Annotated in this window: 22 protein-coding genes and 1 tRNA gene; 13 read left to right on the plus strand and 10 right to left on the minus strand. The window is 71.1% G+C overall.

Annotated features, from left to right (window positions below):
* Position 1: 1 nt before the first annotated feature.
* The 4 genes from RR49_RS03185 to RR49_RS03200 are packed head-to-tail and all read right to left on the minus strand — an operon-like array spanning position 2 to position 4119.
* Entirely contained in the window at positions 2 to 757 is a 756-nt protein-coding gene (locus RR49_RS03185) for an ABC transporter ATP-binding protein (RefSeq protein ID WP_045246619.1), read from the minus strand.
* Complete coding sequence (locus RR49_RS03190) at positions 754 to 1731, minus strand: ABC transporter ATP-binding protein (RefSeq protein ID WP_045246620.1); 978 nt, start codon at positions 1729 to 1731, stop codon at positions 754 to 756. Before RR49_RS03190 ends, RR49_RS03185 begins: the two co-directional genes overlap by 4 nt.
* Positions 1724 to 2719 (minus strand): branched-chain amino acid ABC transporter permease, encoded by a 996-nt coding sequence (locus RR49_RS03195; protein WP_045246621.1) that lies wholly within the window; start codon positions 2717 to 2719, stop codon positions 1724 to 1726. Before RR49_RS03195 ends, RR49_RS03190 begins: the two co-directional genes overlap by 8 nt.
* Before the next feature lie 11 nt (positions 2720 to 2730).
* Positions 2731 to 4119: a branched-chain amino acid ABC transporter permease gene (locus RR49_RS03200; RefSeq protein WP_327037314.1), complete on the minus strand. Its 1389-nt coding sequence runs from the start codon at positions 4117 to 4119 to the stop codon at positions 2731 to 2733.
* Positions 4120 to 4414: 295 nt separating this feature from the next.
* On the opposite strand from RR49_RS03200, the gene guaB reads away from it, so the two are divergent.
* Entirely contained in the window at positions 4415 to 5917 is a 1503-nt protein-coding gene (guaB, locus tag RR49_RS03205; RefSeq protein ID WP_045246623.1) for an IMP dehydrogenase, read from the plus strand.
* A 43-nt stretch (positions 5918 to 5960) separates the two neighbouring features.
* On the opposite strand, the gene RR49_RS03210 is transcribed toward guaB, so the two are convergent.
* Positions 5961 to 7391, minus strand: coding sequence for an MFS transporter (locus RR49_RS03210; RefSeq protein ID WP_045246624.1), 1431 nt, complete (start codon positions 7389 to 7391; stop codon positions 5961 to 5963).
* 150 nt (positions 7392 to 7541) lie between these two features.
* On the opposite strand from RR49_RS03210, the gene RR49_RS03215 reads away from it, so the two are divergent.
* Positions 7542 to 8147, plus strand: a complete 606-nt coding sequence (locus RR49_RS03215) for a TetR/AcrR family transcriptional regulator (protein ID WP_045246625.1) — start codon at positions 7542 to 7544, stop codon at positions 8145 to 8147.
* Positions 8148 to 8160: 13 nt separating this feature from the next.
* Here RR49_RS03215 and RR49_RS03220 read toward each other — a convergent pair whose 3' ends face one another.
* Positions 8161 to 9393 (minus strand): MFS transporter, encoded by a 1233-nt coding sequence (locus tag RR49_RS03220; protein WP_045246626.1) that lies wholly within the window; start codon positions 9391 to 9393, stop codon positions 8161 to 8163.
* A 92-nt stretch (positions 9394 to 9485) separates the two neighbouring features.
* Here RR49_RS03220 and RR49_RS03225 point away from each other — a divergent pair, with 92 nt between their 5' ends.
* The 7 genes from RR49_RS03225 (at position 9486) to RR49_RS03255 (ending at position 16368) form a co-directional block, all read left to right on the plus strand.
* On the plus strand, positions 9486 to 10430 hold the full coding sequence (locus RR49_RS03225) for a LysR family transcriptional regulator (protein WP_045246627.1): 945 nt from the start codon (positions 9486 to 9488) through the stop codon (positions 10428 to 10430).
* 15 nt (positions 10431 to 10445) lie between these two features.
* On the plus strand, positions 10446 to 11561 hold the full coding sequence (locus tag RR49_RS03230; protein ID WP_045246642.1) for a GuaB3 family IMP dehydrogenase-related protein: 1116 nt from the start codon (positions 10446 to 10448) through the stop codon (positions 11559 to 11561).
* 71 nt (positions 11562 to 11632) lie between these two features.
* Entirely contained in the window at positions 11633 to 12427 is a 795-nt protein-coding gene (locus tag RR49_RS03235) for an SURF1 family protein (protein WP_084603788.1), read from the plus strand.
* A 23-nt stretch (positions 12428 to 12450) separates the two neighbouring features.
* Positions 12451 to 12936 carry a DUF3817 domain-containing protein gene (locus RR49_RS03240; protein ID WP_045246629.1) on the plus strand — a complete coding sequence of 162 codons (486 nt, stop codon included), beginning with the start codon at positions 12451 to 12453 and terminating at the stop codon, positions 12934 to 12936.
* Positions 12933 to 14516 carry a glutamine-hydrolyzing GMP synthase gene (guaA, locus tag RR49_RS03245; protein WP_045246630.1) on the plus strand — a complete coding sequence of 528 codons (1584 nt, stop codon included), beginning with the start codon at positions 12933 to 12935 and terminating at the stop codon, positions 14514 to 14516. Before RR49_RS03240 ends, guaA begins: the two co-directional genes overlap by 4 nt.
* A 67-nt stretch (positions 14517 to 14583) precedes the next feature.
* A complete protein-coding gene (locus tag RR49_RS03250) occupies positions 14584 to 15024 on the plus strand; it encodes a nitroreductase/quinone reductase family protein (protein ID WP_048809333.1) in 441 nt (146 codons plus the stop codon).
* Between the two features lie 3 nt (positions 15025 to 15027).
* Entirely contained in the window at positions 15028 to 16368 is a 1341-nt protein-coding gene (locus RR49_RS03255) for a glycosyltransferase (RefSeq protein WP_045246632.1), read from the plus strand.
* 138 nt (positions 16369 to 16506) lie between these two features.
* Here RR49_RS03255 and RR49_RS03260 read toward each other — a convergent pair whose 3' ends face one another.
* The gene (locus RR49_RS03260) at positions 16507 to 17415 is read right to left on the minus strand and encodes a Bax inhibitor-1/YccA family protein (protein WP_045246633.1); all 909 of its coding nucleotides are present in this window, start codon (positions 17413 to 17415) and stop codon (positions 16507 to 16509) included.
* 140 nt (positions 17416 to 17555) lie between these two features.
* On the opposite strand from RR49_RS03260, the gene RR49_RS03265 reads away from it, so the two are divergent.
* Positions 17556 to 18575 carry a glycerophosphodiester phosphodiesterase family protein gene (locus tag RR49_RS03265; protein ID WP_245610942.1) on the plus strand — a complete coding sequence of 340 codons (1020 nt, stop codon included), beginning with the start codon at positions 17556 to 17558 and terminating at the stop codon, positions 18573 to 18575.
* 50 nt (positions 18576 to 18625) lie between these two features.
* Here the strand turns inward: RR49_RS03265 and RR49_RS15630 are convergent.
* A tRNA-Met gene (locus RR49_RS15630) sits at positions 18626 to 18701 on the minus strand.
* Positions 18702 to 18817: 116 nt separating this feature from the next.
* Here RR49_RS15630 and RR49_RS03270 point away from each other — a divergent pair.
* The 3 genes from RR49_RS03270 (at position 18818) to ligD (ending at position 23448) form a co-directional block, all read left to right on the plus strand.
* Positions 18818 to 21214 (plus strand): ATP-dependent helicase, encoded by a 2397-nt coding sequence (locus tag RR49_RS03270; protein WP_045246634.1) that lies wholly within the window; start codon positions 18818 to 18820, stop codon positions 21212 to 21214.
* A gap of 85 nt (positions 21215 to 21299) precedes the next feature.
* Complete coding sequence (locus RR49_RS03275; protein WP_048809335.1) at positions 21300 to 22388, plus strand: SseB family protein; 1089 nt, start codon at positions 21300 to 21302, stop codon at positions 22386 to 22388.
* A 40-nt stretch (positions 22389 to 22428) separates the two neighbouring features.
* Positions 22429 to 23448 carry a non-homologous end-joining DNA ligase gene (gene ligD, locus RR49_RS03280; protein WP_045246635.1) on the plus strand — a complete coding sequence of 340 codons (1020 nt, stop codon included), beginning with the start codon at positions 22429 to 22431 and terminating at the stop codon, positions 23446 to 23448.
* Between the two features lie 136 nt (positions 23449 to 23584).
* Here the strand turns inward: ligD and RR49_RS03285 are convergent, their stop codons facing one another.
* Both RR49_RS03285 and RR49_RS03290 read right to left on the minus strand, forming a co-directional pair.
* Positions 23585 to 24616 (minus strand): ATP-dependent DNA ligase, encoded by a 1032-nt coding sequence (locus RR49_RS03285; protein ID WP_045246636.1) that lies wholly within the window; start codon positions 24614 to 24616, stop codon positions 23585 to 23587.
* A gap of 2 nt (positions 24617 to 24618) precedes the next feature.
* Positions 24619 to 25776, minus strand: a complete 1158-nt coding sequence (locus RR49_RS03290; RefSeq protein ID WP_045246637.1) for an AI-2E family transporter — start codon at positions 25774 to 25776, stop codon at positions 24619 to 24621.
* Positions 25777 to 25888 lie beyond the last annotated feature (112 nt).

A 25888-nucleotide genomic window follows, 5' to 3' on the forward strand; every position in this document is an offset into this window, starting at 1 on the left:
CCTACTTGCCGGCGGCCTCGACATCGGTGGCGAGGGTGCCGAGGTACAGCTCGATCACCTTCGGGTCCTTCGCGAGCTCACGACCCGTCCCCTCATAGGCGTTGCGGCCCTGATCGAGCACGTAGCCGCGGTCGCAGATCTGCAGGCAGCGGCGGGCGTTCTGCTCGACCATGATGATCGTGACGCCCGTCTTGTTGATCTCGCGGGTGCGGATGAACGTCTCGTCCTGACGCACCGGCGACAGTCCGGCGCTCGGCTCGTCGAGCAGAAGCACCTTCGGGTTCATCATGAGCGCCCGGGCCATGGCGACCGACTGGCGCTCACCGCCCGAGAGCGACCCGGCGCGCTGCTTGCGGCGCTCGCCGAGCACCGGGAAGAGCTCCCAGATCTCGGCCACGCGCTTCGCGAACTGCTTCGGGCGCAGGAACATGCCCATCTGCATGTTCTCCTCGATCGTGAGCGAGGGAAACACGTTGTTCGTCTGCGGCACGAACCCGATGCCGGCCTGCACGAGCTGATTGGCCTTGTTGTTGGTGATGTCGCGACCCTCGAGGGTCACCGAGCCGCTGCGCACGTTCACGAGTCCGAACAGCGCCTTCAGCAGGGTCGACTTGCCGGCGCCGTTCGGGCCGATGATGCCGATCAGCTCCCCCTGGTAGGCCTCGAGGGTGCATCCGTTGAGGATGTTCACCCCCGGCAGGTAGCCGGCGATGAGGTTGTCCGCCTTGACGACGGGGGTGGCGGTGGTCTCGCTCATCGCGACTCCTCCTCGGCCTCGGCCTCGGCTTCGGCGGCCTGCTCGATCTGTTCGATGAGTCCGGTCGTGAGCGCGTCGTCGTCGCCCAGGTCCGTGTCGTGGTGCGCGCCGAGGTAGGCGTCGATCACGGCGGGGTTCTTCATGACCTTGTCGGGCGCGCCCTCGGCGACGACCTCGCCCTGGGCCATGACGACGACCCAGTCGGAGATGTGGCGCACCATGTGCATGTCGTGCTCGACGAACAGTACCGTCGTGCCGTCCTCACGCAGCGCCTGGATGTGCTCGAGCAGACTCTGGGTGAGTGCGGGATTCACGCCCGCCATCGGCTCGTCGAGCATGATCATCTGCGGGTCGCTCATCAGCGCCCGCGCCATCTCGAGCAGCTTCTTCTGGCCGCCGGAGAGGCTGCCGGCCATGTCGTCGCGCTTCGCGTCGAGCTTGAAGCGGGAGAGCAGCTCGTCGGCCTTGGCGATGTTCGCCTTCTCGGCCTTCGACCACAGCGCCGGGATGAGCCCGACGGCGAGGTTCTCGCCGGGGTTGCCCTTCGCGCCGATCAGCATGTTCTCCAGCACCGTCATGCGCGAGAGCGCCTTGGTGAGCTGGAAGGTGCGCACCATGCCGGCACGGGCGACCTTGGATGCCGCGGTGTTGCCGAGGGTGCGGCCGTCGAACGACCAGCGGGCCGCGGCATCCGAGGACGGACCTCCGATGAGCCGCTTGGCGCTGGAGGGGCGGTCGAACCCGGTGATCAGGTTGAAGAACGTCGTCTTGCCCGCGCCGTTCGGACCGATGAGGGCCGTGATGGCGCCTCGCTGCACCTCGAGGTGGTCGACGTTGACGGCGGTCATGCCGCCGAATCGGCGCACGATGTTGTCGACGACGAGGATCGGGTCGGGCTTCGTGGCGCCGGGGGTCTCCTCGACGCCGCCGAGCTGCGTGCGGATCGCGGTGGTGACGGGGCCGAGGTCAGGCATTGAAGCTCAACTCCTTCTTCTTTCCGAGGATGCCCTGTGGTCTGAAGATCACGATGAGCATGAGCGCGACGCCGATGAACACCCACGACAGCGCCTGCGTCTGCTGCGTGTTGAGGATGGAGGTCGGGATGAACTCGCCCATGATCTGCACGATCGCGATGCGCACGACGAAGAAGATGATCGCGCCGAGCAGCGGACCGAAGATCGTCGCGGCGCCGCCGAGCAGCATGATCGTCCACAGGTTGAATGTGAGGGTGCGGCTGAAGCCGTCGGGCTGCACGGAGGCGGGGAGCACGGTCAGGATGCCGCCGAGCCCGCCGAGCACACCGCCGATGATGAGCGCCTGCATCTTGTAGGCGTAGGAGCTCTTGCCGAGGCTGCGCACAGCGTCCTCGTCCTCGCGGATGCCCTTGAGCACGCGACCCCACGGGCTGCGCATCGCGAGCCAGGTCAGCGCGAGCAGCACGACGACGAGGCCCCAGGAGACGATGCGCGTCCACCAGTCGTTGCCCGACCCCGGGTCGGTGTTCGGGTACGTGAACCACAGGATGGTGGTCGACCCGGTCCCCAGCGGAGACAGGTCGGTGAACGGCCCGCGGTAGGTGGGTCCGACGAGGCCCGTCGAGCCACCCGTGATGGGCGCGAGCGCAGCGAGGCGGCCCACCATGCGCACGATCTCGGCCGCGCAGATCGTGACGATGGCGAGGTAGTCGCCGCGCAGCCTCAGCGTCGGGATGCCGAGGATCGCCGCGAACACGACGCACGCGAGGATCGAGACGAGCACCGCGAGCCAGAACCCGCCGCCGTAGATGATCGTCAGCGCGAACCCGTAGGCGCCGAGGAGCATGAAGCCCGCCTGGCCCATGTTCATGAGACCGGTGAAGCCGAAGTGGATGTTGAGACCGATCGCCGCGATGACGTACGCCGCGGTGACCGGCGCGATCGCGTTCTCGGTGAGCTGCTGCAGCAGGGAAACCCAGAAGTCCATCAGAACCCTCCTTAGCCGATCCGCTCGCGGCGGCCGAAGATGCCCTGCGGCCGGAACAGCAGGATGATGATGAGCAGCGCCAGGGCGGTCGCGTACTTCAGGTCGCCGGGCAGCCAGATGTTGGTCAGCTCGACGATGAGGCCGATGACCATGGCACCCGCGAAGGCGCCGAACGCGGTGCCGAGTCCGCCGAGGGTGACAGCGGCGAACAGGAGGAGCAGCAGCTGGCCGCCGGTCTGCCAGTTCACGCCGTTGAGCACGAGGCCGAGCAGCACGCCCGCGAGACCCGCGAGTCCGGATCCCATTATCCACACGCCCCGGATGACGCGGTCGACGTCGATGCCCGACGCCGACGCCAGCGCCGGGTTGTCGGACACCGCGCGGGTCGCGCGGCCGAAGCGGGTGTACATGAGGCCGAGCCCGACCGCGGCGATCGCGACGATCGCGATGCCCATCGACACGTAGGACTGGATCGTGAGGGTGATGCCCCAGATCGTGACGGTCGCCGGCGTGGCGAGGTCGATGCGCACGGTGCCGGCGCCGATCCACAGCTGCAGCACGTACTGCAGGGCGATCGACAGACCGATCGACACGATCATGAGCTGTGTGAGGCTGAGCCGCTTGCGTCGCAGCGGCTTCCACAGCACGACGTCCTGCGCCCAGCCGAACAGGGCCATCACCACGACGGCCGCGAGCCCCGCGAGCCACAGGTTGTTGCCGAGGATCGACATGAAGAACCAGGCCAGCACGCCGCCGAGGCTCACCATCTCGCCCTGGGCGAAGTTGCTGAGGCCGGTCGTGCCGAAGATGAGTGACAGGCCGAGGGAGGCGAGGGCGAGGAGGAGGCCCAGGCGCACGCCCTGCACGAACTGCTGCCAGAACCGCTGCCAGTCGAACCCGGTGTCGGTCGTGGTCGCGCCGTCCGCAGAATCGCTCAGCGAGAAGATCGCCGAGAAGTCCGAGTGCAGCGACACCTGCACCGTGCGGGTGTCGGCGCCGGAGACGTACTGGCCGTCGGGCAGCGAGGTCTTGTCGAGGGTCACCGTGTAGGAACCGGCGGCGGTCACCTCGAACACCCAGCGGCCCGAGTCATCCGTGGTCGTGTCGGGGGTGGATGCCGCGGGCCCGGCGATCGACAGCTTCACACCGCTCGCGGGCTTGCCGTCGCTGGTGCGGATCGTGCCCTGGATGCAGGCTGTCGTCGCATCGGCGGAGCAGGTGGTCGCAGCGTGGGCGGCCGGGGCGGGCATCAGCAGGGTGAGAAGCACCCCGAGCGCGAGCACGAGCGCGCCGATGCCGGCGAGTCGTCGTCGCGATGAGAGCAACCTGTGCGCGAACTGCACGGTCATCGTCCTCCACGGGTCGTAGCTGGGCAGGCGCGCCGGGTGGCGCGGATGCACGTCCGAGAGACTAGGAGTCGCATATGTCAGGGGTGTTTCGGTCCGGCATCGTCACCGAACCGATATCTCCGTCCACGCGGCCTCGTCGTCGCGTGCCGCCCAGTATGACTCGCGTTGGCCGATCGCGCGACTCGCGACACCCGAGTGCCGTCGCCGCTCGCGCGCGCGAGCGGGCGCGTACACGCGCGCGAGCGGAATACAGCCCGTCCCGCGCCGCTTAGAATCATCAGGCGGGATGACCCTCCGCCCTCGCCGCCACGATCGCGCCCCGACCGGGCGCCGCATGGGAGCACGCATGGAGCAGCACGACCCCTTCGGTTTCGTCGGACTCACCTACGACGACGTCCTGCTGCTGCCCGGGCACACCGACGTCATCCCGAGCGAGGCCGACACGTCCTCGCGGGTCACGCGCCGCATCACGGTCGCCACCCCGCTCATCTCGAGCGCGATGGACACCGTCACCGAAGCCCGCATGGCGATCGCGGTCGCCCGCGAGGGGGGTCTCGGCATTCTGCATCGCAACATCTCGATCGAGGACCAGGCGGCCATGGTCGACCGGGTCAAGCGCAGCGAGTCGGGCATGATCAGCGACCCGGTGACCACCACTCCCGACGCCACGATCGAGGAGGTCGACGCGCTCTGCGCGACCTACCGCATCTCGGGCCTTCCGGTCGTGGACGAGGACCGCCGCCTCGTGGGCATCGTCACCAACCGCGACATGCGGTTCGTGTCGGGCTTCGAGCGCCGTTCGACCCTCGTGCGCGACGTGATGACCAGCGAGGGCCTCATCACGGCCCCGGTGGGCGTGAGTGCGGGCGACGTGATCGCCGCCTTCGCCAAGCACCGCGTCGAGAAGCTGCCCCTCATCGACGCCGACGGACGTCTTGCGGGTCTGATCACCATCAAGGACTTCGACAAGAGCGAGAAGTACCCGCTCGCCACCAAGGACGAGCAGGGTCGCCTCCGCGTGGGCGCCGCGATCGGTTTCTTCGGCGACGCGTGGGAGCGCGCCGAGGCCCTGCGCGACGCGGGCGTCGACGTGCTCGTGGTCGACACGGCCAACGGCCAGTCGGCGGGCGTCATCGACATCGTGCGGCGCATCAAGGCCGACCCGACGTTCGCGCACATCGACGTGATCGGCGGCAACGTCGCGACCCGCGAGGGCGCTCAGGCGCTCATCGACGCCGGTGTCGACGCCGTGAAGGTCGGCGTCGGGCCGGGCTCGATCTGCACCACCCGCGTCGTGGCGGGTGTGGGCGTGCCGCAGGTGACGGCCGTCTACGAGGCGTCCCTCGCCGCCCGCGAGGCGGGCGTGCCGGTGATCGCCGACGGCGGTCTGCAGTACTCGGGCGACATCGCCAAGGCGCTCGTCGCGGGCGCCGACACCGTCATGATCGGGTCGCTGTTCGCCGGCACCGACGAGTCGCCGGGCGAGATCGTCTTCCAGGGCGGCAAGCAGTTCAAGCAGTACCGCGGCATGGGCTCGCTCGGCGCGCTGCAGACCCGCGGCAAGAAGACGTCGTACTCGAAGGACCGCTACTTCCAGGCCGACGTGCCCAGCGACGACAAGCTGATCCCCGAGGGCATCGAGGGCCAGGTCGCCTACCGCGGCCCGGTCGCCGCCGTCGCCTATCAGCTCGTCGGTGGTCTGCGTCAGTCGATGTTCTACGTCGGGGCGCGCACGATCGAGGAGCTCAAGACGAAGGGTCGCTTCGTGCGCATCACGGCGGCGGGCCTGAAGGAATCGCACCCGCACGACGTGCAGATCGTCGTCGAGGCGCCGAACTACAAGAAGTGATCCCTGTCGTCCGGCGCCTCGATGAGGGGCTGGATGCCGCGGCTCAGGCCGCGTGCGCGAGTTCCCGTTCGGTGTCCGCGGCCGTCGTCGGCGTGCCGCGGCCGGCGGGCAGGAACAGGGCGAGCACGGCGGTGACCAGCAGCACGGCCGCCCCGGTGAGGACAGCGGGGCGCGCGGCATCCACATACATGTCCGGGCGCAGCTGACCTCCGGCGCCGACGAAGATCGCCGTCATGACGGCGGTGCCGAGGGCGACGCCGATCTCGCGCACGGTGGAGTTGACGCCCGACGCCTTGGCGTGGTCGGCGATGCCGAGTGTCGACAGCAGGGCTGTCGCCGACGGCGCGAACACGAGCCCCATGCCGACGCCGGCGAGCACGAACGGCGCGACCATGTCGATGTAGGGCGTCGTGGTGGAGATCATCAGCGCGAGCCAGCCGAGGGCGATGCCTTGCGCTGCGAGTCCGGTGACGAGCAGGATGCGGGTGCCGACCCGCGGGGCGATGAGCCCGGCGAGGGGTGCGACGACCATCGGGGCGAGCGTCCACGGCGTGGTCTGCACCGCCGCCTCCAGCGGGGTCGAGCCGCGCACGACCTGCATGTACTGGATGAGGATGAAGATCGACCCGAACGTGCCGAAGCTGAACGCGAAGCCGACCGCGTTGGTGAGGGAAAACGAGCGGTCGCGGAACAGTCGCAGCGGCACGAGCGGGCTGCGCGAGCGCCACTGCCACGCCAGGAAGGCGATCACCAGCAGCGAGCCGAGCACGATCTCGCCGATGACGGAGAACGTCGACCAGCCGTCGTCGTTGCCGCGCACGATGGCGTGCACGAGGGCGAGAACCCCGGCGCCGGCGAGCACGGTGCCCACGACGTCGATGCGGGCGCGGGCGCCGCGCTGGTTCGGCAGTGCCCAGATCGCGAGCGGCAGGGCGATGACGGCGACCGGGATGTTGATCCAGAAGATCGTCTGCCAGTTCCAGCCCTCGATGACCGCCCCGCCGACGAGCGGGCCGACCGCGACGCCGAGGCCGGCGATCCCGCCCCAGATGCCGATCGCGAGCGGGCGCAGCCGATCGGCGACGCCGCCGGTGATGAGGGCGAGCGAGAGCGGCATGACGCCCGCGCCGCCGAATCCCTGCAGGGCTCGCGCGGCGATGAGCTGACCGGGGTCCTGCGAGAGGGCGGCGAAGATCGAGCCGATGCCGAACACCGCGATGCCGATCGTGAAGACGGTGCGACGGCCGTAGCGGTCGCCGAGCGCGGAGGCCAGCAGGATCGTCGAGGCGAATGCGAGGGTGTACGCGTTCACGAACCACTGCAGCTGCTCGACGCTGGCGCCGAGGTCCTTGTGCAGCACCGGCAGGGCGTTGGTCATGACGAGGTTGTCGAGGGTCGCCATGAACATGGGCAGGGATGCCGCGGCGATGACGAGTGCGGCGGGGCGGCGGCGCGCGGCGGTGGCGAGGCTCATGGTGCGGCCTTTCTGGTCGGAGGAGGAGTGGCGGGATGCGGAGCGAGGGTGTCTGTATCGACGCGCGACCCGGCAAGGCAGCGCGTGTTTGTAATCGAATGATTACTTTGACATGGCCGACTGTAGTAATCGACTGATAACCTGTCAAGCGTGACCCCCACAGACGAGCCCGAACGGCGCCTGAGCTCTGACGAGCGGCGCTCGCAGATCATCGTCGCGGCGCTCGCCGTCTTCGGTGCCAAGGGATACGTCGGTGCCACGACCGACGATGTCGCGCGCGCGGCATCCGTCTCTCAGCCCTATGTCGTGCGGCTCTTCGGCAGCAAGGAGAATCTGTTCGTCGCTGCCTGCACGGCCGCGCTCGACCAGCTTCTGGCGGGGTTCCGGGCGGCGGCCGAGGTCACCAACGACACGCTCGAGCACCGGCTCGGCCGTGCCTACATCGACCTGCTCGAGGTGCGGGGCCTGCACCAGACCCTCACGCACGCGTTCCTCCTGGGCGCGCACCCGGTCATCGGGCCGGTCGCCCGCGACGGCTTCGCCCAGGTGTGGGAGTACCTGCGCTCGCTCGGGTTCACCGCCGAGCAGGCGCAGGGGTTCCTCGCGCACGGCATGCTCATCAACACGATGATCGGCATGCGCCTCGCCGACGACTACGACGTGGACTCGCGGGTGACCGAGCTGTTCGACGCGTGCTTCCCGGCCGACAAGGCCCGGGTGCTGGGCCTCGCCCCGCGCGTCGACGAGGCCTGGTGACCCGCGCGGGTCGTCAGGCCTGAGCCGCGCGCCGCACGAGCGGCAACGAGGCCACCACGACCAGCACGGCCACGGCCGCGGCGAACACCACGAGCACGGGCGTCATCGGGGCGAAGACGAGCGCGGCGCCGATCGCGAGCACGGGCACCGCGAGTCCGAGGTACGACGCCAGGAACATGCCTGCGAGCGCCTCCCCGCGGCGCTCCGGGGCGGCGAGGTGCCCCGCCGTCATCATCGAGGCGCGGAACACGAGTCCGACGCCCGCGCCCGCGGCGACGCCGCCGACCGCGAAGACCGCGAGTGTCGCAGTGAGCACGCCGACCGCGAGGGCGGCGAGCCCGGCGACGACGAGCACGAGGGCGAGCACCAGCTGACGCAGCGAGCTCAGGCGTCCGAACACCAGCTGGGCGAGAGCGGATGCCGCGAGCACCGCGAAGGTCACGGCTCCCCCCGCGAGCGGCGCGGGCTCGTGCATGACCTGGGTCATCACGACGGGGGCGAGCGAGGTGAACAGCCCGAACACCGAGAAGCCGGCGAAGCCCGCGATGGCGGCGGCCGTGTAGTCGCGGCGTCCCTCCGGCGGCACGGCGACCCGCTGCGGGCGGTACGCGGGACGCTCCCTCTGGCGCACAACGGTCTCGGGCACGAGCGCGATGCCGAGCACGGCGAGCACGAGGAGGCCGGCGAAGAGCAGGTAGGGCGTCACGGTCGGGCCCGGAAGCCAGGTGACCAGGGCGCCTGAGATGAGCGGGCCGAGCGCCAGGCCGCCGGTGTTGAGCACCGTGGCGACGGTCGTGGCTCGCGCGGGGCCGGCTCCGGGCCGGGCGGCCGCGTCGAGCTCGACGAGGTGGGCCGAGGCTGTCGCGGTGATCGCGCCGATCCCGAAGCCCGACAGCACGCGGGCGATGATCAGGCCCGCCACGTGCGGGAAGACGAGGAAGAGCCCCGCGGCGACGAGCTGCAGCGCGACGCCGAGGAGCAGCATCCGGCGCCGTCCCACCCAGTCGGAGATGTGCCCGACGAGGAAGAGGGCGGCGAGGACGCCCACGGCGTAGGCGGCGAAGATGACGGTCACGACCCAGGTCGCGAAGCCGTCGGCGCGTGCGTAGAACGCGTAGATCGGGGTGGGGATGGTCGTGAAGGCCATCGTCGCGAGGAACCCGAGCGCCACGACCCAGAACCCGGTGCGGTGCGAGACGCCGGGCGTGCGCAGGCGGATGACGGGGATGTCGGCGGTCGTGGTCATGACTCCAGTGTGACCGCGATCGGACATCGATGGAAACGAACGTTCCCGATGAGGGCGATCGTTCTGAACGATGACGGCGCTAGGCTCCCGCCATGGACCTGCGTCAGCTCGAGTACTTCGTCACCGTCGTCGACGAGGGCGGGTTCGGTCGGGCGGCGGCACGCCTGTTCGCCGCGCAGTCGACGGTGTCGGCGGGGGTGCGCGCCCTCGAACGCGAGGTCGGCGCGAGCCTGTTCGAGCGGGACACCCATCGGGTCGCGCTGACCCCGGCGGGCGAGGTCGCCCTGCCGCGCGCCCGCCGCCTGCTCGACGAGTGGGCGCTGCTGCGCGATGAGGTCGCCGACGACGGCGAGCTGCGCGGGACGCTCCGCATCGGCATCCTCACCAACGTGCTCGTACGTGGGGCGCTGCCCCGCGTGCTCGGTACGTTCCGCGCCCGACACCCCGGCGTGCAGCTGCACCTCTCGCCGTCGGCGACCGGTTCCGCCGGTCTCGGAGCCGACCTCGCCGCAGGGCGCATCGACGTCGCCTTCCTCGGCGCCGAGCCGACCGAGGCTGTGGCCGACCGGGCCTGCCTCATCGCGTCCGAGTTCGTCGCCGTGCTGCCCGCCGACCACCCCCTCGCCGCGTCCCGCACCGTGCCGCTCGCGCGCCTCGCCGAGGAGGACTTCGTCGACTCGCCCGCAGGGTTCGGCCAGCGGTCGGTCTTCGACGCCGCGCTCGCCGCCCGCGGTCTCGCGCGTCGCACGATCGTCGAGGTGGGAGACGTCGCGCAGATCCCCGAGTTCGTGGCGGCCGGGCTCGGCGTCGCCGCCATGCCGCGCTACCTCGTCCCCGACGCGCCGCGCGGCGCGGGGTTCGCCCTGCGCCCGCTCGACGAGCGCATCGAGTGGCGCCTGCTGATCGCGGTGCGCCCCGGTGCGAGCCGTGCGGCCCGCGTCTTCGTCGATGCCGTCGCGGCCGAGGTGGCCGCGGCATCCGTTCTGCCCGGCGACAGCGCGCGCACCGGCATCGGCGCTCGCGGGCGTCGCCGGTAGGCTGTGGGGGTGAGCATGGACATCGAGCTGGGTCGCTCCAAGCGTGCGCGTCGCGCCTACACCTTCGACGACATCGCGGTGGTGCCGTCGCGGCGCACCCGCAACCCTGAGGATGTCTCGACCGCCTGGACGATCGACGCCTTCCCCTTCACGGTGCCGGTGCTCGGCGCCCCAATGGACTCGGTGGTCAGCCCCCGCACGGCGATCATGCTCGGACAGCTCGGCGGGCTGGGCGTGCTCGACCTCGAAGGTCTGTGGACGCGCTACGACGACCCGGAGCCGCTGCTGGCCGAGATCGCGGCGCTCGACGAGTGCGACGCCACCCGCCGCATGCAGGAGCTCTACTCCGAGCCCATCAAGCCCGAGCTCGTGAGCGCGCGACTGGCCGAGGTCCGGGCGGCCGGCGTCACGGTCGCCGGAGCCCTCACCCCGCAGCGCACGCAGGACCTCTACGAGACCGTGGTCGCGGCCGGTGTCGACCTCTTCGTCATCCGCGGCACGACGGTCTCCGCCGAGCACGTCTCGAGCGTCGCCGAGCCGCTGAACCTCAAGAAGTTCATCTACGACCTCGACGTGCCGGTCATCGTCGGCGGCGCCGCGACCTACACAGCGGCCCTGCACCTCATGCGCACGGGCGCGGCCGGCGTGCTCGTCGGCTTCGGCGGCGGCGCGGCATCCACCACCCGGGCGACCCTGGGAATCCACGCGCCCATGGCGACCGCGGTCTCCGACGTGGCCGCCGCCCGTCGCGACTACCTCGACGAGTCGGGCGGCCGCTACGTGCACGTCATCGCCGACGGCGGTGTCGGCACCTCGGGCGACATCGTCAAGGCGCTCGCGATGGGCGCCGACGCGGTCATGCTCGGGGTCGCGCTGGCGCGCGCGACAGATGCCCCGGGGCTCGGCTTCCACTGGGGACCCGAGGCGCACCACCCGAAGCTCCCGCGCGGCCACCGCGTGAAGGTCGCGCAGGTCGGCACCCTCGAGGAGATCCTCTACGGCCCGGCCTCGGTCGCCGACGGCACCACGAACCTCATCGGAGCGCTCCGGAAGTCCATGGCGACCACCGGCTACTCCGACCTCAAGGAGTTCCAGCGCGTCGAGGTCGTGGTCGCGCCGTACGGCAGCTGATGAGCGCACCCGTCACCCCGTCCGCCGAGGCCGATGCGCCGCAGGTCTTCCCGCCGACGCTGCGGGAGGTCATGCTGCGCCCGCGGTGGATCGCGATGCTCCTGCTGTGCCTCGTCGTGGCGGGCGTGTTCGCGTGGCTCGGGCAGTGGCAGCTCGGACGGGCCCTGTCGACCAGCCCGGTCGCACCGGGCGCGAGCGAGCAGGTGCAGCCCCTCGCCGATGTGACGAAGCCGGGCATCGCCCTGCCCGACCCACTCGCGGGTCAGCGCGTCGAGGTATCGGGCTCGTACGTGCCGGATGACTTCATCGTCATCACCTCACGGCTGAACGACCAGACCGAGGGCTACTGGGTCTCCGGGCAGCTCCGCATCGCCGACGTCGCCCAGCCCACGTCGGTCGCAGTGGCACTCGGCTTCACGACGTCGAAGGATCAGGCGGATGCCGCGGCATCCGCTCTCAACGCCCAGGCGACCGCCGACCCGACGGCGCGCGTGGATGTCATCGGGCGCGTGATCGCCGACGAGGGACCGGTCGTCTCGGCGACCAAGAGCGACCCATTCGAGCTGAGCCGTATGTCGCCGGCGGCCCTGCTCGGGCGCTGGCACGACGTCGCGGGCCTGAACGTGTATCGCGCCTACATCACGGCCCAGACGCCGTCGGCGGGGCTGGATGCCATCCACTCGCCCGCCGTCGACAGCGGCACCTCGGTGAACTGGCTCAACATCTTCTACGCCGCCGAGTGGGCGATCTTCGCCGGCTTCGCGTTCTACCTCTGGTATCGCCTCGCGAAGGATGCCTGGGAGCGCGAGGTCGAGGAGCTCACCGGCGGCGGCGAAGACGGCGACGAGCTGCCCGCGGAGGCCTGATCCCGCCCGGGTAGGATGGGCTCATGCCCGCCGGACCCAAGCTCGCCTCGTTCCCGGCCATCCGCGGCTCGCTCGTGTTCTACCAGGTCTGCTCGGCCATCACCGGTGTGATGCTGCTGCTGCTGGTGACCGAGATGATCATCAAGTACGGATTCGGCCTCGAGTTGTTCGCCGGCGGCAACGCCGGCTTCCTCTCCTTCCAGCCGCTCGACGCCTTCGGAAAGTCGACCGGCACCGGACTCAACCTGTCGCTGGGCATCCTCATCGCCCATGGCTGGTTCTACGTCGTCTATCTCTTCAGCTGCTTCCGCGTGTGGAGCCTCATGCGGTGGCCGTTCTGGCGCTTCCTCATGCTCGCCGCGGGCGGTGTGGTGCCGTTCCTCTCGTTCATCATGGAGGCCATCGTCGCCCGTGATGTGAAGCACTATCTCGTCGCCCGCGAAGACGCCGCCGCCGCGAAGAAGGCCGCCGCCGACGCATCCTCGCCCCTTCCGGAAGGCACCGTGTGACCGACTCGACCACCACCGACCAGCGCCCCGTGCTGGTCGTCGACTTCGGCGCCCAGTACGCCCAGCTCATCGCCCGCCGCGTGCGGGAGGCCGGGGTCTACAGCGAGATCGTGCCGCATACCGCGTCGGCGGCCGAGATCGCGGCGAAGAACCCGGTCGGCATCATCCTGTCGGGCGGCCCGTCGTCGGTGTACGAGCCGGGGGCGCCGAGCCTCGACGCGGGCGTGTTCGACCTCGGGGTGCCGACGCTCGGCATCTGCTACGGCTTCCAGGTGATGGCTCAGGCGCTCGGCGGCGAGGTCGCGAACACGGGACTGCGCGAGTACGGCGCGACGGATGCCGCGGTCACGGGTGACGGCGGCGTGCTGCTGGCCGGTCAGCCGGTCGAGCAGAACGTGTGGATGAGCCACGGCGACCAGGTCTCCCGCGCCCCCGAGGGCTTCACGGTGCTCGCCTCGACGTCGGCGACGCCGGTGGCCGCGTTCGGCAGCGACGAGCGCCGCTTCTACGGTGTGCAGTGGCATCCCGAGGTCAAGCACTCCGACTACGGCCAGCGGGTCATCGAGAACTTCCTGCACACCGCGGCGGGCCTACCCGCCGACTGGAACAGCGGAAACGTCATCGCCGAGCAGGTCGAGAAGATCCGCGCCCAGGTGGGCTCGGCCCGCGTGATCTGCGGCCTGTCGGGCGGTGTCGACTCGGCCGTGGCGGCGGCGCTCGTGCAGCGCGCCGTCGGCGAGCAGCTCGTGTGCGTGTTCGTCGACCACGGCCTCCTGCGCAAGAACGAGCGCGAGCAGGTCGAGACCGACTACGTCGCGGCGACCGGCGTGCGGCTCGTGACGGTCGACGCGGCCGACACGTTCCTCGCGGCGCTCGACGGCGTGAGCGACCCCGAGCAGAAGCGGAAGATCATCGGGCGCGAGTTCATCCGCACCTTCGAGCAGGCCGCGGCGGCGCTCGTCGCCGAGGCCGAGTCGTCGGGCGAGCCGGTGAAGTTCCTCGTGCAGGGCACGCTCTACCCCGACGTGGTCGAGTCGGGCGGCGGCACCGGCACCGCGAACATCAAGAGCCACCACAACGTGGGCGGGCTTCCCGACGACCTCGAGTTCGAGCTGGTCGAGCCGCTGCGCACCCTCTTCAAGGACGAGGTGCGCGCGATCGGGCGCGAGCTGGGACTGCCCGAGGTCATCGTCGGTCGTCAACCGTTCCCGGGCCCCGGGCTCGGCATCCGCATCGTCGGGTCGGTGACGCGCGAGCGTCTGGAGATCCTGCGGGACGCCGACGCGATCGCTCGCGAGGAGCTCACGCGCGCGGGCCTCGACGGCGAGATCTGGCAGTGCCCGGTGGTGCTGCTCGCCGACGTGCGCTCGGTGGGCGTGCAGGGCGACGGCCGCACCTACGGCCACCCGATCGTGCTGCGACCCGTCTCGAGCGAGGACGCGATGACCGCCGACTGGACGCGTCTGCCGTACGACGTGCTCAGCCGCATCTCGAACCGCATCACCAACGAGGTGCGCGACGTGAACCGCGTCGTGCTCGACGTGACGTCGAAGCCGCCGGGGACCATCGAGTGGGAGTGAGGCGCGCGCCTGCGGGCGTGCGCCGTGTGGCCGCCCGACGCGTCGGCGGCTGAAGGGGAGTGGGCTCGTGCGCTATGTGAAGCCGACCGCGTCGGACGAGGTCTTCAACCGCACCGTCGGCTTCTTCACGCGCATCGGGCTGCCGCTCGCGGGCTCCCGCGTGCTCGCGGTGCGCGGGCGCTCGTCGGGCGAGTGGCGCACGACCCCTGTGAACCCGCTGCGCGTCGGCGGTGAGCGCTACCTCGTCGCGCCGCGCGGCGAGGCGCAGTGGGTGCGCAACCTGCGGGTCGCCGGCACCGGCGAGCTGCGTCACGGCCGGCGGGTCGAGCCGTTCACGGCGAGCGAGGTCGCCGACGCCGACAAGACCCCCGTCCTGCGGGAGTACCTGCGGGCGTGGGGCTGGGAGGTCGGCCGGTTCTTCGAGGGCGTCGACAAGAACGCCACCGACGCGCAGCTGGCGCAGATCGCGACCGGGTTCCCCGTGTTCCGGCTGACCGCCGCGGGCTGAGCCGTGGCCGAGTTCCCCGACGCGCACTACCTCGTGCTGTCGTCGCGCCTGATCCCCGGGCTCGACGGCGGGTACACGGTGGCGACGCTCGCCCGGGCCCGGCAGTTCGCGGCCGCCGGTGCGCGGCAGCCGCTGCTGCTCACCGTCGATCCCGGCGCGGTGGCCGACCACGCCGCGCAGCGGGCGACGTTCGTGGCTCGGGGGGATGCGGCATCCGCGGATCTGTTCCGTAACCTGTTCGACGATGTCGTGGCGGATGCCGCGTGGCTGCGCGCCGCGGCACGCCCCGGTGAACGCGACGACGTGCTCGAGTACCGGGCGGTGACGGCCCCCGACGGCGCCGTCGTCACCGAGCTGCCCGTCGTGCACGACCCGGACTGGCACCTGAGCACCGCGCCCATCGTGGTGCCGGGCGCCGGCATCGTCGACGGGTTCGGCGCGCTGTACGCGGCGTGGATCGCCCATGTCGTCGCCGGCGTGCGACCCGCCGACGGGCTGCCCGTCGTGCTGGTGTGCGAGTCCCGGCAGCTCGGCGAGCTGCTGGTCGACCGGCTGCCGGCGGGTGTCGCGCTCGTGCACACGGTGCACACCGCCCATCTCGAGCCGCCCTACGACGCCGACGCCCCGGTCAACGCGCTGTGGCGACGCTGGCTCGCCGTCGCCCCGCGCTTCGCCGCGGTCGTCTGGCCGACAGCCCGCCAGCTCGCCGACGTGACGGCCCGGTTCGGGTCGCGGCCGGGCGACGCGGTGGTGCCGAACGCCGTGCCGGTGGCGGATGCCTCCGACGCCGACCGCGCCGGCGACCACGTCGTCGTGCTCGGGCGGCTGGCGCCCGGCAAGCGGGTCGCCGACATCCTGCGCGCCTGGACGATCGTGCGCGAGGCGGTGCCGGCCGCGGTGCTCGACGTCGTCGGCGACGGCCCGCTGCGCGCCGAGCTCGAGGCCCTCGCGCATGAGCTCGGGCACGGGGCATCCGTCGTCTTCCACGGTGCGACGACCGAACCCGGCGCGGTGCTCGAGCGGGCCGCGCTGCTCGTGCAGGCCACGGCGTTCGAGGGGCAGGGGCTCGCGGCTCTCGAGGCCCTCGGACACGGCTGCCCGGTGGTCAGCTACGACGTGCGGTACGGGCCGCGGGAGCTGCTCGGCACGGGTGCCGGGGTGCTCGTCGACGATGCGGATGCCGCGGCTCTCGGTGAGGCCGTCGCGTCGCTGCTGCGCGACCCCGCGCGCCGCGCCGCGCTGTCCGCCCGCGGGCGCGAGGTCGCGGCGGACTACACGCCCGAGGCGGTCATGCCGCGCTGGGCGGACGTCGTGCGGCACGCGCTGGAGCGTGCCGCGGGCTGACGCCGAGGCAGCGTGACGGCTGGGCGGGCCGAGGCCACCGCGGGCTCACGCCGAGGCCGGCGGAGAGGCGACGCGGCGCGGCATCCGGACATGACGAAGGGGCCGTCCCGCAGGACGACCCCTTCGTGGAGACTCGCGTCAGTTGTTGCCGCGCAGGATCGCGAGCATGCGCAGGATCTCGAGGTAGAGCCAGACGACCGTGACCATGATGCCGAAGCCGCCGAGCCATCCGAACTGGCGGGGGGCGCCGTTGCGCACACCCTGCTGGATGGAGTCGAAGTCGAGCACGAGCGAGTAGGCCGCGAGGATCACGACGAACACACCGATGATGAGGCCGAGCGGGATGCCCGCGATGTGCACGCTCGAGAGCAGTCCGAAGCCGCCGCCGTTCGAGGAGTTCAGCACGCCGAACGCCATGAGCAGCACGTTCAGCAGCGAGAAGACCAGGTAGCCGACCATCGCGATCAGGAAGATCTTGGTGGCGCGGGCCGAGGCGCGGATCTTGCCGCTCGCGAACAGCGCCAGGGTGACGCCGACCACCGCGAGGGTGGCGAGGGTCGCCTGCAGCACGATGCCGGGCCAGATGAACTCGAAGTAGGCCGAGATGCCGCCGACGAACAGGCCCTCGAACGCCGCGTAGGCGAAGATCAGCGCCGGACGCACCTTCTTGCGCGAGGTGAAGATGACGACCATCGAGAGGATGAAGCCGCCGATCGCGCCGATGAGCCACGGGGCCATCGAGGGCGCCGGGTTCGCGGCGGTGACGGGGGCCATCGTCCAGATCCAGCCGGCGACGGCGGCGACCAGCAGGATCGCGAAGAGCGAGAGCGTCTTGAGGACGGTGTCCTCGATCGTCATGCGCCCGGTCGCGACCGCGTCGGCGGACGGGGAGGCGTAGACGCCCTCGAGGTGCGCGGTGGTCGCGGCATCCGTCGTCGCGGGGGGCGGGGTCAGACCCACGCCGCCGGCGGGCTGTCCGCCGCGAGCGCGCACGGCGCTCTGGTCTTGGAAGGCGGGGTTGTTGAACGCGGGGTTGGACGAGGCCATCGCCGGATCACACTCCAATGTCAGGTGGCGGCACGGTGCCGCACTTCCACGATAACGCCCGGAATCTCGCGGGTCGAAGGGAGACCCTGTGAGTGCGCTTTGAGCGCTCGCGCGACACGTGCGACGAGTACCCTGAGCGCGTGTCACCCCGGGAACGCCTGCTCGCCGCCTTCGACCGCACTCCGGACGACGGGCCGATCGTCATCGGGCACCGCGGCGCCCCCGGCTATCGCCCCGAGCACACCCGCTCGTCGTACCTGCTCGCGATCGAGTCGGGCGTCGACGCGGTCGAGCCCGACGTGGTGGTCTCGCGCGACGGCGTGCTCGTGGTGCGTCACGACGCCGAGATCGGTGAGACGACGGATGTCGCCACCCGCCCTGAGTTCGCCGACCGCCGCACCCGGCGGGTGATCGACGGCATCGAGCTCGACGGCTGGTTCACCGACGACTTCACCTGGGCGGAGCTGGCGACGCTGCGGTGCCGCGAGCGGATCCCCGCGCTGCGCGAGGCGTCGGCGCGGTTCGACGGCGCCGAGCCGATGCTGCGGCTGCCTGATCTGCTCGCGCTGGTGGCCGCGGCATCCGATCGTGTCGGTCGCGAGGTCGGCATCGTGATCGAGGTCAAGCACGCCGCCCACTTCGCCGCGCGCGGGTGGGACCTCGCCGCGCTCGTCGCCCGCGATCTCGCCGCGGCGGGGTTCTCCGGCCCGGTCGTCATCGAGTCGTTCGAGCAGGGAGTGCTCACGGCGCTGCAGCAACGGGGTGTCGCCGCGTCGTACGTGTACCTCGTCGAGGCAGAGGGCGCCGCCGCCGATCTCATCGCCGCCGACGGTGAGGATGCCGCCACCTACGCGTCGCAGCTGACCCCCGACGGTCTCGACGCGCTCGCCGGTCAGGTCGACGGCATCAGCGTCGACAAGGCGCTGCTGCTCGACCCCGCGCGCCGTCGCGTCGTCGCCGACGCACACGCCCGCGGCCTCGCCGTGTTCACCTGGACCGCGCGGCCCGAGAACGCGTTCCTGTCGGAGCGGTTCCGGCGCGGCGGCGGCGACGCGGCGTTCGGCGACTGGCGCGGCGAGTGGCGCGAGATCTGGGGGAGCGGGGTCGACGGGGTGTTCGTCGACCACGCGGAGCTCGGGGTCGGGTTCGCGCGGGGCTAGCGGGGAGCGCCGACCACCGATATGCGGAAAGCGCATAGTGCATGACGACGTGGACGCGACGGCGGGAGTCGAACCCGCAACACGACCGGGTATGAGCCGGTGCCCGGGACCGCCCGGATCGCCGCGATGACCTCACGCTAACCCGGGGCCGCGACATCCGGAAGGCGTGTCTCGCACTATTGCCGAGGATGACCCTGCGTGACCGGATCGCCTGTCCGCCGCCCCCTCTAAACTGGGAGCCCATGGTCGAGTCATCCGTTCCCGTCGTCGTTCCCGGCGGCACCGGCGGCGTCGACGACGACCTGCTCGAGGGGCTCAACCCCCCGCAGCGCGAGGCCGTGACCTACCGCGGACCGGCGCTGCTGATCGTGGCAGGGGCAGGGTCGGGCAAGACCCGCGTGCTCACGCACCGCATCGCGTCGCTGCTGCGTCGCCGCGAGGCGTGGCCGAGTCAGATCCTCGCGATCACGTTCACGAACAAGGCCGCCGGCGAGATGCGCGAACGCGTCGGCCAGCTGGTCGGCGAGAGCGCCCGCGGCATGTGGATCTCGACCTTCCACTCGGCGTGCGTGCGCATCCTGCGGCGCGAGGCCGAGAACTTCGGCTTCACCTCGTCGTTCACGATCTACGACTCCGGCGACTCCCGCGCGCTCATCAAGCGCCTTGTGAAAGACCGCGAGGCCGAGCGCTTCGGACTCAGCCCCGCGGGCGTGCAGGGCCGCATCTCCCGCCTCAAGAACGAACTGACGGATGCCGCGGCTTTCGCCCGCCAGGCCAACCTCTCCGACCCCGCCGAACGCCTCTTCTCCGAGCTCTTCGGCGACTACGAGCGCGCGCTGCAGCGGGCAAACGCCTTCGACTTCGACGACCTGATCGCGCAGACCGTTTACCTCTTCCGCGCGTTCCCGGCGGTCGCCGACGCCTACCGCAAGCGGTTCCGGCACATCCTCGTCGACGAGTACCAGGACACCAACGCGGCCCAGTACGCACTCATCCACGAGCTCACCCGCCCCGTCGTCGGCGCCGCCGAGGCGTATTCCAGTGGCGGCATGATGATCTTCGAACCCGAGCACGCGCCCGAGCTCGAGGGCGCGTCGCTGACGGTCGTGGGCGACTCCGACCAGTCGATCTACGCGTTCCGCGGCGCCGACATCCGCAACATCAGCGAGTTCGAACGCGACTTCCCCGGCGCCCGCGTCGTGCTGCTCGAGCAGAACTACCGGTCGACGCAGAACATCCTCTCCGCCGCCAACGCGGTCATCGGCCACAACTTCGACCGCAAGGCGAAGAACCTCTGGACCGACTCCGGCGCCGGCGAGCGCATCGTCGGATACACCGGCTACTCGCAGCACGACGAGGCCCAGTTCGTCGCGGACGAGATCGAGGCCATCCACCGCAGCGGCGTCGACTACTCCCAGGTCGCCGTCTTCTACCGCACCAACGCCCAGTCGCGTGCGCTCGAAGAGATCCTCATCCGCGCTGCCGTGCCCTACAAGATCATGGGCGGCACCAAGTTCTACGAGCGCGCCGAGATCAAGGACGCCCTCGCCTACCTCACCGCCGTCGCCAACCCGGCCGACGAGATGGCGCTGCGCCGCATCGTCAACAAGCCCAAGCGCGGCATCGGCGACGTCTCCATCGAGACCATCAGCCGCTTCGCCGCCGACCGCGGCATCACCTTCCGCGAGGCACTCGGCCACGCCGGCGACCTCGGCGTCGGCCCCAAGCTGCAGACCGCCATCACCCATCTGCACGGCGTGCTGGGTGCGGCATCCGAGATCATGCTGCCCGCCACCGGCGAAGTGGCCCCGCCCACCGCCGTCGCCGACGGGCTCTCGCTGCTGCTGGGACGCAGCGGCTACCTCGACGCGCTGCGCATGAGCCGCGACCCGCAAGACGAGGCGCGCGTCGAGAACCTCGACGAGTTCGTCGCCGTCGCCCGCGAGTTCGCGCGCAACAACCCCGACGGCACCGTCATCGACTTCCTCGCCGAGGTCGCCCTCGTCTCCGACGCCGACGACCTCGACGACGCCTCCGGCTCGGTCTCGCTCATGACCCTGCACACCGCCAAGGGTCTCGAGTACGACGCCGTCTTCATCACCGGCGTCGAGGAAGACCTGCTGCCGCACCGCATCTCGGCCGGCGAGCCCGGCGGCCCCGCCGAAGAGCGCCGCCTCTTCTACGTCGGCGTCACCCGCGCGCGCAAGCGGCTCTACCTCTCCCTCGCCATGACCCGCGCGCAGTTCGGCGAGATCGCCTCCGCCGTGCCGAGCCGCTTCCTGCAGGAGATCCCCGCCGACCTCGTCGACTGGCGCCAATCGCCCGCCGACCTCGTGCGCCAGGCTCCGCCCCGGTTCGGCGGCGGCTCGGGCTCCCGCGGCGGATTCCGCAACGACACCCCCGCGCTCCTGCCGAAGTCCACCTCGCTCGACCGCTTCGCGAACAAGGTGCCCGCGAAAGTGCGTGACAACGGCGACATGGAACTCGCGGCGGGCGACCGCATCCGTCACGACGACTTCGGCGAGGGACGCGTCGACGCGGTCACCGGTGAGGGCGCGAAGCGCATCGCGCACGTGCGCTTCGACTCGGGGGCGGCCAAGAAGCTGCTCGTCAAGATCGCGCCGATCGAGAAGATCTGACGCGTTCACCGGCCGTCGGCCGCCGCGCCCACAACTGTCCACACCACCGATAGGGCCCGTCCGAGCCCCGACGTAGGCTGTGCCCATGGCCCTCTTCTCCCGACGCCCCGCGCCGAACGCCGCTTCCGAATCGACGGATGTCGCGGCCCCCGCGCCGACGGGCGAGATCGCCGCCGCATCGGCTGTCGGCACTGCTGCCGGCAACACCACCGACGGCACCGCTTCCGGTGAGGGCGACATCACCGCGGCCGCCGCAGCAGCCTCCATCGCCGACGCCGTTCCCGAAGTGTCGATCTCGATCTCCACGTTCGGTGGGCCGGGCGCCGCGCCGGCCGCCGTTCCGGCGCCGGCACCCTTCACGCTGCCCTCGCCCGAGATGCCCGCCGTCACCGAGGCCGTGCCCGGCATGCCCGACAACGTGCTGCTCAAGGCGGCGCTCGCCGCCCTGGTCGCCGACGCGCCGGCGCCCCAGCTCATGAACGTCGCCCGTCAGCTGCTGCAGGGGCACCTCTACCTGCGGGTCAAGGGCGACGCCCGCGCCCTCGTCGACGCGGGCAAGGAGTTGCCGCTGTCGATCGCGACCCGCGGCGACGAGCGGTTCGCGCTCGTCTTCTCAGGCGGCGAGGCGCTGCGAGACGCCGTGAATGCCGACGGCGACACCGACACATCCGCCGTCTCGAAGCCCGCGATCGAGGTGCTGAACGAGGTGCTCACCGATGACTTCGCGGGCATCGCGATCGACCACGCCTCCACTCCGCATTCCGCGATCCTGCCGCGGCAGCTGCTCGAGCGTGCGCTGGTCGACCTCGACCCCGAGCTCGCCGTCAAGACCCTGCTGCTCGGTGCTCGGGATGCCGCCACCCCCGCCGCCGTCGCCGGTGTGCTCGTCAGCGCGCCCCTGTGGCTCGCCGCCCGCACCACCGAGTCGGGCGACATGGGCATCGCGGAGGTGCACACCGAAGACGGCACCCGCTACATCGAGGTGTTCTCGCACCCGCTCGAGCTCATCGCGCTCGGCCGCGGCGACGAGCCCGTGCAGATCACGGGCCCGCAGCTCGGCGCCGCGCTGCGCAGTGACGACGGCATCACCGGAGTCATTGTGGATCCGGCCGGACCGTGGATCTCCCTCACCCGCACCGACCTCGCCGCCGTACTCGCGCTCGATGCGCCCTAAGGTCCCGGCGCTCCCGCGCGATGCGCCCTAAGGTGAGGCCATGTCCGGCGACAGACTGACCCTCATCGTCCCGGGGCCCCACGGCGATCGGGAGATCTCGCTGTCGAGCCCCGACCGCGTCATCTGGGCGGAATCGGGCATCACCAAGCGGGAGCTCGCCGAATACCTCATCGCCGTGGCGGGGCCTTTCCTTGAGGCGAACGGGCAGCGCCCGGTGTCGCTCGAGCGGTTTCCCGGCGGCATCGACGGCGACAGCTTCTTCTCCAAGAATCCGCCCAAGGGCGCCCCCGCGTACGTGGAAGCGGTCGACGTCACCTACCCGAGCGGACGGGTGCACCCGCAGCTCGTGCTCACCGAGCCCGCGGCCGTCGTGTGGGCGGCGCAGATGAACACCGTCGTCTTCCACCCGTGGGCCTCGCTCGCCGCGGCGCCCGACCTCCCCGTCGAGCTGCGCATCGACCTCGACCCGCAGTCAGGCACCGGCTTCCGCGAGGCCGCGGCCGTCGCGCCCGTGCTGCGCGAGCTGCTCGCGGACGCCGGGTTGACGGCGTGGCTGAAGACGAGCGGGAACCGCGGCATCCATGTCTTCTGTCCCATCGAGCCGACGCATGAGTTCCTGGATGTGCGCCACGCCGTCATCGCGGTGGCGCGCGAGCTGGAACGACGGCTCCCCGACCAGGTCACGACAGCGTGGTGGAAGGAAGAGCGCGGGCAGCGCATCTTCGTCGACTTCAACCAGGCCAACCGCGACCGCACGATGGCGGGTGCCTACAGCCCGCGCGCGACGGCGGCCGCGACGGTGTCGACGCCGCTGCGGTGGGACGAGCTCGATGGTCTCGACCCGCACACCTTCACCGTGCAGAGCGTGCCCGAGCGCCTCGCCGCGGTCGGCGACCCCTGGGAAGGGTTCGCGGCCGCGCCGGGTCGCATCGACGTGCTTCTCGACTGGTGGCAGCGCGACCTCGAGGCCGGGCTTGGCGAGCTTCCGTTCCCGCCCGAGTTCCCCAAGATGCCCGGCGAGCCGCCGCGCGTGCAGCCCAGCCGCGCGAAGAAGGACTGACCCGCGGGCGCACCCCGCCCCCTATCGCCGAATCCACTCGCGCGAGCCGAATCCCTGCTTCACCTGCGACGGGATGACGTGGACTCGACGCCCACCCGTGGATTCGGCGGTAACGGGGGCAGCGCCCGCGCGGCGCTCAGTCGAGAACGGCGGCGAGATCGTACGCCGCGATCTGCTCGAGCTGCGCGAAGGTGCACGACGCGGCATCCCGATCGGGACGCCATCTCTCGAACTGCACCGTATGCCGGAACCGAGCTCCCTCGAGCTGGTCGTAGCGCACCTCGAGCACGCGCTCGGGCCGCAGGCGCACGAACGAGACATCCTTCGAACCGGTGAACCTCGACCGTTCGCCCGCACCCGTCACGACCTCTCCGTCGGCGTCGCGCTCGACGAGCGGGGCAAGCTCGTCGACGAGCTCGAGCCGGCGCGCCGCGGTGAACGCCGACACCCCGCCGACCTGCCGCAGCTCGCCGTCATCGCCGTACAGTCCGACCAGCAGCGACCCGACGCCCGCGCCCGACGCATGCACGCGGTAGCCGAGCGCGACGACATCGGCCGTGCGCGCATGCTTGATCTTCAGCATCGTGCGCTTGCCCGGCGCATACGGCTCATCGAGCCGCTTCGCGACGACACCGTCGAGCCCCGCCCCCTCGAACTCGGCCAGCCAGCGACCGGCGACATCGGCGTCGAGGGTGGTACGGGTCAGATGAACCGGATGCCCCACCCCGGCCAGCATCCGTTCGAGCCGCGCGCGGCGCTCACGGAAGGGCGCATCGACCAGCGGGTCGTCGCCCTCCGCGATCAGGTCGAACGCGATCAGCATCGCGGGGGTCTCCGTGGCGAGGCGCGTGACACGCGACGCCGCCGGATGGATGCGGGCGCTCAGCGCCTCCCAGTCGAGCCGCTGTGCACCCGGCTCCCCGGTCGCGACGACCAGCTCGCCGTCGATCACGCACGGGCCGGGCAGCACCCGGGGGAGCGCATCGACGATCTCGGGGAAGTAGCGGGTCAGCGGCTTCGCGCCACGTGACGCCAGCTCGACCTCGGTGCCGTCCCACGCGGCGAGCACGCGGAAACCATCCCACTTCGGCTCGAACGAGAGGCCCGCGGCATCCGGGATCGCATCGACACCCTTGGCGAGCATCGGCGCCGGCACGTCGTAGCGCATAGTCACCTCGCCTTCGCCCGCGCCCACCGGGCGGGCAGCTGCGGGCCGTCCCAGACCTGCACCGCCCCCCACACGACCGCCGTGATCGGCACGGCGAGCACAGCCCCGATCACGCCGCCGAGCACCGTTCCGACCGTCAACGCGATGAGGACGACGAACGCGTGCAGCCTCATGGAGCGCCCCATGAGCACCGGCTGCAGGAAGTTGCCCTCCAGCTGGTTCACGAGCACCACCACGCCGACGACGAGCAGGGCGTTGACCCAGCCGTTCGCGACGAGTGCGACGAGTGCCGCGAGGATGCCCGCGACCGTCGCTCCCACGATCGGGATGAACGCGAGCAGGAAGACGAGCACCGCCAGCGGGATCGCGAGGGGCACCTGCAGGATCAGGAGGCCGATGAGGATACCGACCGCATCGACCGCCGCGACCGCCGCCGTGCCGCGCACGTACGACCCGAGCACCGACACCGTCTTGGTGCCGATGCGGCGCGCCCGCGCGTAGTGCGCTCCCTCGAAGGGGCGCAGCAGGAAGCTCCACATGCGTGCGCCGTCCTTCAGGAAGAAGAACAGCACGACGACCAGCAGCACGAGCGAGGTGAGGAACGTCGCCACCGCGCTCACGCCCGCGAGCGCGCCCGAGCCGAACTGCGCGCTCGTCACGAATCCGCGCGCGGCGGTCAGCCAGTCATCGATCTGCGCGGCGTCGATCGCGATCGGCAGTGTCGCGATCCACTCCAGGAAGTGCTCGAACCCGCTCTGCGCCTGCGTCGACAGTTCGTCGAACTGGTCCCGCACGGCCCAGACGATCAGCCAACCGACGAGGCTGAGCAGCACGAGGATCGTGAACAGCGTGATCAGGGTGGCCGCGACATCCGGCACCCCTCGGCGCCGCATCGCGCCCATCACCGGCGCGAACGCCGACGCGAGGATCAGTGCCAGCAGCAGCGGGATGACCACCACCGTCAACGAGCGGATGCCCCAGATCGCCCCCGCGAGCAGCGCCACCACGACGATGATCTGCAGCGCCCGCGTCGCGAGCGTGCCGAAGCCGTCGGTCCACAGCGCGGCGAGGCGGGAGCGTGGCGAGAGGGGCGGAAGGTCGGGCGCGGTGATGGCGCGCGCGGTCGGCGGAGCGGAGCGTCGTCGTCGGAGCAGTCCCATGCCCCGACGCTAGCGTTCGTGCGGCGGGTGAGACAGGGGGTTGCCTGGGCGGGGCGATAGGCGGCGGGCCGAATCAACGTCTGCGCGTCGATTCCATGCGTCACCGCGGGTA

The organism is Microbacterium ginsengisoli (genome assembly GCF_000956535.1).
Taxonomy (GTDB): domain Bacteria; phylum Actinomycetota; class Actinomycetes; order Actinomycetales; family Microbacteriaceae; genus Microbacterium; species Microbacterium ginsengisoli.